Raw genomic sequence first — 12,694 nt, 5'->3', positions numbered from 1 at the left:
TTGCGTTTCCTTTAATAACTCAACTTTTCCGTTGTTCCTTCGCGGAAGCTTCCGAGGCGGTAGATGAAGTCGGTGTACTGCTGCAATTCCTTGAGCGCTTCAACGACATTCGGATCTTTCGGATTGCCTTCGAATGAAAGGTGGAAAATGTATTCCCACGGGCGGTCCGGATGCGGGCGGCTCTCGATACGCGTGAGGTTCAGCTTGCGCTTGGCAAAGCAACCGAGCGCTTCGTACAAAGCGCCAGACTTGCTGGAATCGCTCAACATCAACAGGAGTGTTGTCTTGATGGGCGGCTTGCCTGTTTCGTTTGCCTTGAAGTCCGGCAATTCAATGGCCGTTTTTTGAATGGCATAAAAACGCGTGAAGTTCACGCCCGGCAAGTTTTCGAGCCCTTGCTTCAAAATGTCAAGACCGTAGAACTTGGCGGCGTATGCGCTTGCAATTGCACCGATGTGCTTGTCGCCGCGCTTCGCGATTTCTTCGGCGCTGCCTGCGGTATCGTAAAAAGCGGTACTCTTGATGTTCGGGTGCTGTCCGAAAAAGCGGCTACACTGGGCGAGTCCCTGCGGGTGGCTCAGGACTTCGGTAAGGTCTTCGAGCTTTGTGCCCGGCAAAGCGCAGAGCGTATGTTCAATCTGCAGCTTGACTTCGGCGACAATCGGATGGCGCCACTTGTAAAGCAAGTCGTAGTTGTCGTAAATGGAACCCGCTGTCGAGTTTTCTATAGGGATGGCGCCTCCATCAACGACACCTGTTTCAATGCCTTGGAAAATTTGTTCGAACGTGTCCATCGGCACGACTTCGATATCGTTTCCGAACAGGTGGTAGGCGGCACTTTCGCTATAGGCCCCGCGACGGCCCTGGAATGCTATTTTCTTCATGAGATGAAATATAAAAAGTAGGAAGTTAGAAGTAAGAAGTAGGAGGAAAAAAGAATATGGAATTTAGTAGTTGGTCATTAGTCAATAGTCATTGGTTGTTGGTTAATTGTTTCTAGTTATTGTAATCGCGCCATCGGCGCCTCATTTAAAACGAATGACTAAGAGCCATTGACTAAAAACTAACTCCTACTTAAACCGTCTTGCACCTTTGTATTTTGACGACCAATAGTTATCGTCCATGGAGGTAATCACCACGCCCTTACTCGTACTGGCGTGAATGAACCGGTTGCCCTTCAAGTAAATACCGACGTGGCTGATTTTCCAGAAGTTCCCGAAAAACACGAGATCGCCTTCTTGCAATTTTGTACGCTTGATGGAATAGCCGCGTCCATCGTCATAAATATGTTGTGCGCTATGATCGAGTGATATCCCGTAAAAGCCTTTATAGACTTGCATCACGTAGCCGGAGCAGTCCGTCTTCTTTTTGCTTGCTGCGCCATAAACGTACTTGGCGCCTAGCCATTCCTTGGCGTATTTTTCAAGGTTTGTGGGCTTTGAGGCGCGCTTTGTTTGTTTCTTGGCTTTTGATGCGACTTCAGCTTTTTTGGCGGGTTGCTTTTTGACAGAATCCTTTTTCGTGGTGTCAACTTTTGCTGTTGCGTCTTTCCGAACTACAGCCGTGTCAGACTTGCTTTGCGAATTTGGAGCACGTGATGCGGAGTCCGACGAGTTTGTCTTTTTTTCAACGGCGGGAGCAATTGAGTCAGTACTTGTTGTTGAAGCGATGGCAAGTCTTTCTTCTTGCACCAACTCTTCTTGCGGGTCTACGGCGGTAGTATCGACTTGCTCTGGTGTTGAGGTGTCCACCCTGTATCGTTTGTAGGTTCCGCTCTTTCTGTCGTATCCTGGGCGTACGGGAAAAGCGCAGTTGGCGAGTAACACCAAACTGCATACAACCAGAATTCCCGTAATGAGGCGGTTTTTGAAAGCCATCGATGGAAATTTAATTAATTACACCTTTCAAGAACAGATTTTAAAGGTGTTTTGACGGAATGTGTAATAAATATCATAGTCTAGGATAGCATTTGTGCGCGCGTTCCCTTCAATAATCTGGTATTTATGGTTATAGCTATATTTTATAGCTACCTATGATAAAATAGTATATCTCTATGCCTTGACATTGCAGAAGGTATATTCTAATTTTATAACACACAAGAACGATAGGGAATTGAAAAGGTATTTCACTTCACCTTGGCTTTCGAAGGAGCATATATGTGTAGCGACTGTCGAATGCCGGAAGGCATTCTGAAAATAAACTAACCAGAAGCCAATTATCCTTTGGGCTTCAACGGTTATAGAAAAGAAGTCAAAGGAATCACAACAAATCAGGATAACATGTGTCAAGGTTTCGAATGAAACCGCTTTTACCGGTGTATCCGCAAAAATCAAAAAGGAATTTCAGAATGAGTGAAAAGAAAGTTATCGTTATTACAGGTGCCGCACAGGGAATTGGCCTTGCCGCTGTCAAGAAGTATGTCAAGGAAGGTTGGGCTGTTGCCGCAACGGATATCAAAAAAGAACAGCTCGATGGCGAAGTAGCGAAGCTCACCGCTCAAGGTGCCGATGTGACCGCGTATGAGCTGGATGTCGCTAATTACAAACAAGGTCAAAATGTTATTGCCGAAGTCGTTAAAAAGTACGGACGCATTGATGCCTTGTTCAATGACGCAGGCATTGTTGGCCATCGCAAAAACGTGCTTAGCTTTGACCCGGAAGAAATCAAACAGGCCGAAAATGTGAACCTCTGGGGGAGCCTTTATTTGATTCAGCATGTAGGTCGTGTCTTTATTGAAAAGGGCATCAAGGGCGCTATTGTGAACGTTTCTTCGTTTGTCGCCTCCTTTGCAGAATGGACTCCGTTTGCTTATGGCATTTCGAAGACCGCGGTCGATGGGCTTACACGTGCTGCAGCGTTCCATCTAGGGCGCTATGGCATTCGCGTGAACTCTGTAGCTCCGGGCTTTACCAAGACCGAGATGGCTATCAAACATGACTATTCGGATCCGAAACTCCGTAAGGCCGCTGAAGACCGTAGCATTTTAAACCGTTGGATTGAACCTGAAGAAATTGCAAATGCGGTATTTTTCCTCACGAGCGATCAGGCTTCTGCAATTACAGGCATCAAGCTCCCTGTAGATGCTGGTTATACCGCCACCAAGGAAGACAACAAGGTCAATATTTACGGTGATGCTGAATAAAATAATCTAATCCATTAACAAATTAAAATTTTAACAAAAAAGGATTCTCAAACATGTCTAAAATTCATAAGTCTATTGCTGAACTCGTTGGTAACACTCCCCTTGTTGAACTGACTAATTACGAATCTAAGTACGGCCTCAAAGCGCACATTATCGGTAAACTCGAATTCTTGAATCCGACTGGCTCTGTGAAAGACCGCCTTGCGCTTGCCCTTATCCGTGATGGCGAAAAGAAGGGCGCTATCAAGAAAGGTGATACGTTGATTGACGTGACGAGTGGAAATACAGGTATTGCGCTTGCGGGTATTGGTCACGCTCTTGGTTACGAATATGTCCCTTATCTTGAACCCGGTACGACGATTGAACGCGTCCAGATTTTTGAAGGTTACGGTCTCGATTTGCAATCTTTCTATGACATTAAGGAAGTGGCCGACTTTGAAAAGAAGGGCCTTGTGCTCGACGATCTGATTGCGGGTATGGAACGCCTCGCCAAGGAAAAGGGCCAGTATTATACGGGCCAGACTCTGAACAACGCCAACCAGGAATATCATTACCAGACAACTGGTCCTGAAATCTGGAACGATACGGATGGTCATGTGGATTACTTTGTTGCTATGGGCGGTACTGCGGGTACTATCGTAGGTACGGGCCGCTACCTCCGCGAAAAGAATCCCAACGTGAAAATCATTGGCGTGCAGGCGGCTCCGACTTCTCGACCGGACAATCCTGATTTTACGGGCCACATCGTCGATGGTACGCTCCCGCTTGGCCGTGTCGATGAATCTTTGGTGCCGACGATTATCAAGGACAACCGCAATAACGGTTTTGAATTTGATGAAATCATTGACATCAAGGCCGAAGAAGCTTACGAGACCGCTCAGGAAACCGCAAAGACTGATGGTCTCTTCCTTGGAACTTCGGCGGCTGCAGCTCTCACGGCTGCAATCCAAATCGCAAAACGCCCCGAAGCGGCAGGCAAGAACATTGTGGTGATTTACGCCGATAACGGTTACAAGTATCTCTCCACGGATTTGTACAAGAGAAAGAAGAAAAGTGAGGCTGTGTAATGAAATTAAACTTTGTTCAGAATCTAGATTTTAGTGCCTCCAAAAATGGAAATTATCTCGAAGCGGTCTTGCAGATTGTCAAGTATCTCAAGACAAACGAGGTCGTCACGCCGCAAGGCAAGTACTGGAAAGCAAGCCCGGAACCGGGAAATGAGTACAAGGGCGACTTGATGATTACGCCTAAGGGCCTTTATGCCGGCTCGGCAGGCATTGGCCAATTCTTCTTGCAACTTTACGATGTCACTCAGGACGAAGTGTATTTGCAAGAAGCTAAGGATGCCGCAGAATACATCCTCAACACGTACGAAGGCAAACAGTTCTTTGATAATGTGTTAAACGGAAACGACGGCGGTATTTGGCCGGTCAAGGGCTGGGGAACGAGTGTCTATGCGTCACCGGCGGGGCAGGCAATTTTCGTGGAACAGCTTTACGAACATACGGGCGATCCGCGTTACCGCGAATTCCTGATCCGCACGGCTGACGATTCCATCGCTGCAGGCATTGATGACGGTAACACGCTCCACTGGAGCACCGAAGCCGACTTGATGGCCGATGGATCTTACGCGTTTTTCTTCCTTTACGTCTATCGTAAGACTAAAGACAAGAAGTATCTGGATGCGGCCAAAAAAGTTGTCGCTTTTACAGACACGAGAATTGTCCATGCCAAGGAAGGCGGCATTTACTACAAGAACGTGGACTTGACGCTTGTTGGCTGGAAATCCAAGGAATCTGTGTTCCCTAACTTTAGCCATGGTGCTGCTGGATCCGCTTTCTTGAATGTTCTCTTGTACGAAGAAACTAAGGAAAAGGCTTATCTTGACAAGGCGAATGAAGTTGTCAAGTTTCTCTCGGCAATCGTTGAAGGCGATGAAAATGGAGCTTTGATTCCGTATCTCTACAATCCGGAAAAGGGGCGTTTCCATGACTTCTATTACCTTTCGACTTGCCATGGTCCCGTGGGTACAACACTTTTGTTCCGCAAACTTTTCGATGTGACTCAGAACAAAGAAAACTTGGAATGGGTGGACTTGCTCACTAAGGGAATCCTCAAGACCGGCGCTCCACTCAAGCATACTCCGGGTTATTGGAATAGTTATTGCCTTTGCTGCGGAGCCCCTGGCGTTCTCGCTCATTTCGTGAAGACGGCAGAAGTATTGAATGATGAATCCTACATCGAACAGGCTAAGCTCACTGCAGACAAGCTTCTCGGTGATTCTTGGAACGATGACAAGGGACGTCGCTGGTTTGCGGCTTGGACTCGCAAATTGCCGGGTTTCGTAGAAACCTACACGGGGCTTTACGATGGCGCGGCTGGTGTCGGTACAGCACTGCTTTATCTCTACGCTCACGAAAAGGGCATAAAGATAAAAACGGAAACGGTAGAATATCTCTTCTTGAATCCGGTAAAAGCAGCTTAGAATTTAAATTATAGAATCCGGAAGCGTCTTTGCAGAAAAGGGAATCTGCGAAAACGCTTTTTTGTTTTTTTAGTCAATAAATCCATGCGGCTTGAATCCGAGGCCTTTCACAAGTTCGAAATCCTTGCAGCTGTTTACGCCAGCGGTGGTGAGCATGTCGTCCGTAATCGCTGCATTTGCACCGCTCTTGAATGCTCGCTTGCCGTCGTCGCCGAGTACGCCACGACCGCCTGCAAGACGGATAAATGCCTTCGGGTTGATAAATCGGTAAATTGCCACGATGCGGCAGAATTCGTCGTTCGTGAGCTTGGGGAGATTCTCGTACGGTGTTCCGGGAATCGCGTTCAACACGTTTACCGGAGTGGACTTGACACCAAGCTTGCGCAAATCCAGGCACATGTCGATGCGGTCTTCCATTGTTTCGCCAAGGCCCATGATGCCGCCACTGCAAATTTCGAGCCCCGCCGCAAGAGCGTTTTCGAGAGCTTCAATCTTGTCGTCGTAAGTGTGCGTCGTGCAAACGTCCGCGAAGTGACGGCGGTATGTTTCCAGGTTGTTGTGGAAGCGGGTGAGGCCTGCTTCCTTGAGCTTGTCGAACTGTTCCCTGTTCAAGAGGCCTGCCGAAAGGCAAATCGAAAGCTTCGTCTCTTTTTTCAGGCGGCGGAGTGCTTCGCTAATCTGCTCCACATCGCGGTTTGAAAGCGTACGGCCCGAAGTCACGATGGAGTAACGCGGGATACCTGCCGCTTCTTTCTTCTTGGCGTCGGCGACAATCTCGTCGGCGCTGAGCAACTTGTATTCGGGAGCGCCGGTGTGGTAGTAACTGCTCTGGGCGCAGTACTTGCAGTTTTCGGAGCAGCGACCGCTGCGGGCGTTCACGATGGAACAAAAATCAAAGTCGTCGCCGTGGAATTTTTCGCGGATTTCGTCAGCGGCTTTCGTGAGTTCGTCGAGGTCTTCGCTCAAAAGCTGAATTGCCTCATCACGCGTGATTTCGTAACCGCCGAGAACTTTTTCCTTAAGATCCTGAATGAAGGACATTCGCAACTCCTTTTAAAACGAGTCCAAATATAGCTATTTAGGGGTGCGTTGACAATAAAAAAGCCCGGCGATGAGGCCGGGCGAATTTCATCAAGACTTGACTCTTACTTGTTGAACGGAGTCATCACTTGCCACAAAACAGCCTTATGAGCGTGCAAGCGGTTTTCTGCTTCTTCAAAGCTCATGTTCACGTCGAGATTGTCCATCACAGAGTCTGTGATTTCTTCGCCGCGGTGAGCCGGCAAGCAGTGGCTGACCTTGCAGTGGGCCGGTGCAAGCTTCAAGAGTTCGTCGTTGATCTGGAACGGCAAGAAGTGGCTCTGCTTTGTAGCCTTTTCGCCTTCCTGACCCATAGAAACCCAAACGTCGCTATAGAGAATGTCGGCGTCCTTGACAGCTTCCTTCGGGTCGTGGAATACGCGGTACTGACAGCCGTGCTTCTTCAAACCATCCTGAGCTTCTTCGACAACCTTAGAGGGCTGTTCAAAGCCCTTCGGGCAAGCGAGCGTAAAGTTCATGCCGACCTTTGCTGCAAGGGCGAGGAAGGAGTTCGCGACGTTGTTGCCGTCACCGATGAAGGCGACCGTCTTCGGCTTGCCATCGGCGTTCTTGAATCCGCCGAGGTTTTCGTTGATCATCTGGGCAAAAGCGATTGCCTGGCACGGATGGTAATCGTCAGTCAATGCGTTCACAACCGGAATGGAACCGTATTCAGCGAGTTCTTCGACGAGCTGCTGCTTGAAGCAACGGACCACGATGGCGTTCACCCAGCGGCTGAGGCAGCGGGCGACATCCTTGACGCTTTCGCGCTTGCCAAGACCGATAGAATCCGGGGAGAGGAGCACGGCGTGACCGCCGAGCTGGTTCATGCCCACCTGGAAAGTCGTAATAGTTCGCAGCGACGGTTTTTCGAAGAACATGGCGATGTTCTGGCCGTGGAGTCGGTCAGAAACCTTACCAGCGTGAACTTCAGCCTTGAGACGCGAGGCAATCTCGATGGTTTCGAGAACTTTTTCTTCACTCCAGTCCATGAGGCGGAGGAAGTGTTTGTTGCGATCTATCATTTGGTTTCCTTTGGGGCTATCCCTATTTATCGTTTGATTTGTGAATCAACAGATGTCTTTTTGTCGCTAAAAATGGTCACTTTTCTAAATGAAAAACGAAAAAACGGAGCTTTTACACTCCGTCTTTTACAGGAAATCACAAGAAAATGCTAACGGATATTAGCGAAGTTTCTTTTTGTGACGGTCACGACGACGGCGCTTCTTACGCTTGTGAGTCGCAATCTTCCTGCGCTTTCTTTTCTTTCCGCAAGGCATGTTGTATCTCCGTTAAAGGTTAAACTTAAAAATACGCCACCAAATAGAGAAAAATTTTATTCGGTTGTCAAGGGGTGAGTCTTAAGTTTTAACACTAAACTTAAGGCTTTTAAAAAGCATTGAAAATGTAATAATGTACGTCATGCGGGCGGGGCCCCAGCTCGGAGTTGCGAAGGCCGCACGGGCCCCTCCCTGCACCCTCCCCATCCTTGGCCGACGCTTTATTCTCTCAACGTTTTTTATAAGACTAAAATTAGTTGATAGTCTCGCTATTAGTGGTAATTATTACGACTCTTCTGAAACGAGTTCCATCGCTTTTCGGATGAGGGCGGCGGCGCCTCCGTAAAGGTGGGCGCGCGGGCTCTCGTTGCTGAGCGTGGCGCGGAATTTGCGTGCGCCTGGGAGTCCTGCAAAAAGTCCGTAGAGGTGCTTCACGAGAATCGTCGCGGGGCAGCCTTCGGCAGTCTGCTTCTCGACGTAAGGGAGGTACGCTTCGAGGAGCGCCTTTCTTGTGGCGGGGCGAGCGTTTCCGGCAATAATCTCAGCTGGGTCGTTGCTTTCAGGGCGGACATCCCCGAAGATTCTTGCATCGGCGTCGTGCAGGAACCACGGATTCTCGTACGCTTCGCGACCGACCATCACGCCGTCCAAATCCTTCAGCTGTTCTTCGACCTGGTCGAGCGTCTTGATGCCGCCATTGATGCTCAAGTTCAGCTCCGGCATCTCCGCCTTGAGGCGGTGGACGAACTCGTAATGGAGTGGCGGCACTTCGCGGTTTTCCTTAGGCGAAAGTCCCTTGAGCCAAGCCTTGCGCGCATGCACGATGAAAATTTTGCAGCCCGCATCACGCACGGTCTGGATGAAGTCTGTGAAAAATTCCCAGCTGTCCAGATCATCGACTCCAATGCGGCACTTGATAGAGACCGGAATCGAAACGGCATCCTGCATTGCCTTGAAGCAATCGGCAACGACGTTTTTCTCTTTCATGAGGCAAGCGCCGAAGTTCCCGTTCTGCACACGGTCCGATGGGCAACCGCAATTCAAGTTGACTTCGCTAAAGCCTGCCGCTTCCACGAGCTTTGATGCGGCGGCAAGATCCGCCGGATTGCTACCGCCGAGCTGCAACACAGCCGGGTGTTCAAACGGTTCGTGTCCGAGGAACAAGTCCTTGTTCTCGCAATGCAGAAGCCCCGTAGAGACTACCATCTCGCTGTAAAGCAAAATGTGCTTGGAAAGCAAACGCAAAAAATAACGTTCGTGGCGGTCCGTGCAGTCGAGCATCGGAGCGATGGAAAGTCTACGGTTGAAGTCGATGTTCATGAACGCAAAAATAGAAATTTTGCGAATCTTATTTATGCTTGTTGCTTTTCGGTGCTTTCTACGGCTTTATCGTCTGTCCAGAGGATAACCCTGTTTCGACCGTGTTCCTTGCCTTCGTAAAGCGCCTTGTCGGCAAGCTGGATGCACTTTTCTGCGCCCTGGCTGCTATCGAACTGGGCAACACCAAGTGTAATGGTAACTTTGATTTCCTGACCGCCAAAGAAGATGGTTTGGTTTTCGATTTGCTTGCGGAAACGTTCGGCAACGTGTGAGGCGTCCTTCAATTCCGTTTCCGGCAACAAAGTCAAGAATTCTTCGCCACCATAGCGTGCGAGCACATCGTATTTGCGCAACAGACTGCGGATGGTGCTTGCTACAGACTTGAGTACGGCGTCGCCTGCGGCATGTCCGTAGGTGTCGTTCACATCCTTGAAATGGTCAATATCGATAAAGATAATGCTGAATGCCTTTCTGAAGCGGTTGGCGCGGTCGACTTCCTTTTCAATCGTCCTGTGCATGTCGCGGCGGTTCGGCAACTGCGTCAGTTCATCCGTTCTAGAAATCAAATCCAGTTTCTTGTTAGCTTGTTCAAGCTCGTATGTGCGTTCCTTGACTTCTTTCTCAAGCATGTCCCTATGCGCGTTCAGTTCCTGAATCTGCCGCTTGATGGTTGCATGCATTTGGTTGAACACCTTGGCGAGTCTGCCGATTTCGTCCTGGCTGCTCTTTGCCTTGAATTCCTCGATGTTGAGGTTCCCTTCGGTAATCTGGGAAATGTGGTCAATCAAGTTGTTCAGCGGCTTACAGACAATCAGGATTTGCCAAAGAGACACGAGCAAGATGGCGATAATCGAACTGAATAAAATGATTTGGCTGACATGGTGAACCGACGAAACCATTGCATCAATTTCTGTCTTAGGCTGTAAGGCGATAAGACCAAGGTCGTAAGTCGGGTTGAAAGTCCTGTTGATGAGGTAGGACTTTCCGTTGTCCAGCTTTACGAAACGAATGGAATTATCGCTATCCTGCTTGATGTTCATGTCGCCAAGTCCGAGTTCCGTAATCTTGTGGACTCCGTCAAGCCAAGTTCTCATATCCGGGTGGTAAAGGATTTCGCCTTGGCCATTGCATGCGATGAGAATGCCGTTTTGCCCGACTTTGTATTCCGAAAAGTATTTCCAGAGTCGGCGAATCGAAAAGTTTGATACCAGTCTTCCATCACCCATGGCTCTATCCGAAACGACAACGCCAAAGGCTCGCTTGGGAGTGCCGTCGGTGTCGCGGAACCATGGAGAAATGGTCGGCCTGTGAGGAGAAATTCTATTGAACTCGATAGGGTAGGTTATCTTGGTTGTGCCTAGCATGGAGTTGTTGCAGACAAGATTGTAGCTACGGTCAAAGAGCGATATGGATTCGCCCGAAATGAATAGCGACGATATGTTGAAGCTTTTGAGGTAACCGGCCGCTATGAGCTTGTCCATGCTTTGAATTTCGGAAGTCTTCGCCAAAAGCGAGAGGCGACTGGCGAATTGCTCCATTTCGTTGTTGGCGGTATTGGCGAGCTGCTGTAGCTGGGTTTCGTTTGTATCGTAACTCAGCTTAAGCGTCGTTTTCATTTGTCTTTGGGTAAAAACATAATTTCCAATCATCACGATGACAAGCATCGAAACAATCAAGAGCAACAAACTCTTGATGATGATGCTATTCGTGAGACTGGAAACTTTTAAACCCATAGTTATTAACGTCTTTTATTAGAAATATAACTAACGGATTGATAATTGGTTAGTGTTTCTTTCTGCGAGTGAACGCAAAAACGAACCCGAGGAGCACGGCGATGGCAAAAATCCACGGGGTGCGGCTGAAACCAGTGTCGATTTCTTCGGTCGGTTTCGGTTGTTCAGTGATATGTCTGTTCGGACCACCGTCCTTGATGCCCAATGCCTTATGCCAGGTTTGGCGGAATTCTGCGAATGTGAGGTCACCAGAATTGGAGTGGTTCAGGCGCTTATTGATTTCCTTGGAGTAGGTCGTGAGGATTTCATAAATCTTTTCTTCGGAGTAAAGCGCCGGGATTTCGAGATGGTCCCAAATGGCGCTGAACATGGATCCGAGAATCTGTTCAATATCGCCCCATTCTGGAATGGCTGTGTAGGCACGCCCTGTGCCGAGCATAGGAACAAGCGTCTTGTAGTCGTCGTCCTTGGACCAGTTGGCAAGAACCTTCTTCGATGCGGGGAGCATGCCTATTTGCTTTGTATATGCATCCAAGTTTTCATCGTTGGTGAGATAAAGTAAAAGATCCAAAGATTCTTGCTTTTTGTTGCCTGTCGGGATGGCGAGGTTACTTCCGCCGATAAAGCTGACAGAACCTTCCGTGCCTGTCGGGATGGGGAGTGCCATCACGCTATCCTTACCGATTCTCGTGTTCAAAAGGCCGCCTTTTTCGCCTTCGATTCGCGTCTGCATGATGACTTCGGATGTGTTTACGATAAAGGCGAGTTCACCCGCATTAAAGTGTTGCACAATCTGGGCCGTATTCATCTGCAAAGCATCTGTACTTACAAGCGTATCAAGCACAAAGCTCAAGTACTTTGCGATACCGTAAATGGTCTTTGGGGTGAGGATACTCGCTTTCCATTTGCCATTAGCGTCTTTTTCGATGAAATTGCCGCCATTGCTCCAGATCCACGGGGCGAAGTTGTGCGGGATATTCCAGTCGTTCTTTCCCGGGAATGCAAATGCGCGGACCTTGGTGCCGTCATCGAGTACTTCGTGGGCGTTGTTGACCTTGCGGACGGCCTTCTCGAAACCGTCGAATGTGGCGACGTCTTCAGGTTGGATATTGTGTTTTTTGAGAACACGCTTGTTGGCGAGAATCGGGCGGATATCAATAAACCACGGCACGGAATAAATGGTTGTGTCGGAATCGATACGGGTCGTGTTCCAGCTGACAGGGACAAATCGGGAGGAGTCGATTTGCGGAAGCCATTCGTTCAAAGCCTTGATTTCACCACGGGAAGCAAAGTATGGGATCCAGGTGGTGCCGAGCTGCAATACGTCCGGAGCGTCAACGCCGGTGGCAAGTGCCGTCGTGATGCGGTTCCAGGCTACACCCCAGTCCAGAACGGTGACTTTTGTCTTGATTCCTGTTTTCTTGGTAAAGAGGTTTAATCTCTGTTCAAGTTTTTCTTGTGGCGATGCGCCGTTTGGCATAATCCAGACGGTCAGAGCTTCCTGCTTTTTGGCGGCGGGTTTAGCTACGGGTGCCTTGGCTGCAAAAATGGATGAAACTGCAATAGCTGTAATAATACTAGTCACTTTAGTTATCGCATTCATGATTCACCTCCTAAATTTCCAAAACATAGATTGTATCGTCTTTGTATGATA

10 protein-coding genes are annotated in these 12,694 nt (G+C 48.8%); 3 read left to right on the top strand and 7 right to left on the bottom strand.

Annotated elements, in window-relative coordinates:
- Positions 1-11: 11 nt before the first annotated feature.
- Together BUC30_RS12340 and BUC30_RS12335 are read right to left on the bottom strand one after the other, a co-directional pair.
- Positions 12-884 (bottom strand): prephenate dehydratase, encoded by an 873-nt coding sequence (locus tag BUC30_RS12340; protein WP_073425143.1) that lies wholly within the window; start codon positions 882-884, stop codon positions 12-14.
- A gap of 186 nt (positions 885-1,070) precedes the next feature.
- Positions 1,071-1,877, bottom strand: coding sequence for a C40 family peptidase (locus BUC30_RS12335; protein WP_073425142.1), 807 nt, complete (start codon positions 1,875-1,877; stop codon positions 1,071-1,073).
- Between the two features lie 470 nt (positions 1,878-2,347).
- On the opposite strand from BUC30_RS12335, the gene BUC30_RS12330 reads away from it, so the two are divergent.
- Genes BUC30_RS12330 through BUC30_RS12320 form a run of 3 tightly spaced genes read left to right on the top strand, consistent with a single transcriptional unit; the run spans position 2,348 to position 5,627 of the window.
- Complete coding sequence (locus tag BUC30_RS12330; protein WP_073425141.1) at positions 2,348-3,142, top strand: SDR family NAD(P)-dependent oxidoreductase; 795 nt, start codon at positions 2,348-2,350, stop codon at positions 3,140-3,142.
- Positions 3,143-3,195: 53 nt separating this feature from the next.
- Complete coding sequence (locus BUC30_RS12325) at positions 3,196-4,209, top strand: PLP-dependent cysteine synthase family protein (RefSeq protein WP_014545402.1); 1,014 nt, start codon at positions 3,196-3,198, stop codon at positions 4,207-4,209.
- Entirely contained in the window at positions 4,209-5,627 is a 1,419-nt protein-coding gene (locus BUC30_RS12320; protein ID WP_073425140.1) for a lanthionine synthetase LanC family protein, read from the top strand. Before BUC30_RS12325 ends, BUC30_RS12320 begins: the two co-directional genes overlap by 1 nt.
- A gap of 69 nt (positions 5,628-5,696) precedes the next feature.
- Here the strand turns inward: BUC30_RS12320 and bioB are convergent, their stop codons facing one another.
- The 5 genes from bioB to BUC30_RS12295 all read right to left on the bottom strand — a co-directional run bounded on the left by bioB (position 5,697) and on the right by BUC30_RS12295 (position 12,643).
- On the bottom strand, positions 5,697-6,668 hold the full coding sequence (gene bioB / locus BUC30_RS12315; protein WP_073425139.1) for a biotin synthase BioB: 972 nt from the start codon (positions 6,666-6,668) through the stop codon (positions 5,697-5,699).
- Between the two features lie 104 nt (positions 6,669-6,772).
- The gene (gene argF / locus BUC30_RS12310; RefSeq protein WP_073425138.1) at positions 6,773-7,732 is read right to left on the bottom strand and encodes an ornithine carbamoyltransferase; all 960 of its coding nucleotides are present in this window, start codon (positions 7,730-7,732) and stop codon (positions 6,773-6,775) included.
- 540 nt (positions 7,733-8,272) lie between these two features.
- Positions 8,273-9,307, bottom strand: coding sequence for a tRNA dihydrouridine(20/20a) synthase DusA (gene dusA / locus BUC30_RS12305; RefSeq protein ID WP_073425137.1), 1,035 nt, complete (start codon positions 9,305-9,307; stop codon positions 8,273-8,275).
- Positions 9,308-9,339: 32 nt separating this feature from the next.
- Positions 9,340-11,040, bottom strand: a complete 1,701-nt coding sequence (locus tag BUC30_RS12300) for a sensor domain-containing diguanylate cyclase (RefSeq protein WP_073425136.1) — start codon at positions 11,038-11,040, stop codon at positions 9,340-9,342.
- Between the two features lie 49 nt (positions 11,041-11,089).
- A complete protein-coding gene (locus tag BUC30_RS12295; RefSeq protein ID WP_073425135.1) occupies positions 11,090-12,643 on the bottom strand; it encodes a sugar ABC transporter substrate-binding protein in 1,554 nt (517 codons plus the stop codon).
- Between the last annotated feature and the right edge of the window lie 51 nt (positions 12,644-12,694).

This window comes from Fibrobacter sp. UWB7, from assembly GCF_900142945.1.
GTDB lineage: Bacteria > Fibrobacterota > Fibrobacteria > Fibrobacterales > Fibrobacteraceae > Fibrobacter.
Note: the sequence above shows the minus strand (reverse complement) of the source record. Positions and strands in the feature narration are given on the sequence as shown.

Bases quoted from the DNA above. Each gene is read 5' to 3' on its own strand.
- BUC30_RS12295 (WP_073425135.1), bottom strand. From the start codon at position 12,643: ATGAATGCGATAACTAAAGTGACTAGTATTATTACAGCTATTGCAGTT.
- bioB (WP_073425139.1), bottom strand. From the start codon at position 6,668: ATGTCCTTCATTCAGGATCTTAAGGAAAAAGTTCTCGGCGGTTACGAA.
- BUC30_RS12335 (WP_073425142.1), bottom strand. From the start codon at position 1,877: ATGGCTTTCAAAAACCGCCTCATTACGGGAATTCTGGTTGTATGCAGT.
- BUC30_RS12330 (WP_073425141.1), top strand. From the start codon at position 2,348: ATGAGTGAAAAGAAAGTTATCGTTATTACAGGTGCCGCACAGGGAATT.
- BUC30_RS12300 (WP_073425136.1), bottom strand. From the start codon at position 11,040: ATGGGTTTAAAAGTTTCCAGTCTCACGAATAGCATCATCATCAAGAGT.
- BUC30_RS12340 (WP_073425143.1), bottom strand. From the start codon at position 884: ATGAAGAAAATAGCATTCCAGGGCCGTCGCGGGGCCTATAGCGAAAGT.
- BUC30_RS12320 (WP_073425140.1), top strand. From the start codon at position 4,209: ATGAAATTAAACTTTGTTCAGAATCTAGATTTTAGTGCCTCCAAAAAT.
- dusA (WP_073425137.1), bottom strand. From the start codon at position 9,307: ATGAACATCGACTTCAACCGTAGACTTTCCATCGCTCCGATGCTCGAC.
- BUC30_RS12325 (WP_014545402.1), top strand. From the start codon at position 3,196: ATGTCTAAAATTCATAAGTCTATTGCTGAACTCGTTGGTAACACTCCC.
- argF (WP_073425138.1), bottom strand. From the start codon at position 7,732: ATGATAGATCGCAACAAACACTTCCTCCGCCTCATGGACTGGAGTGAA.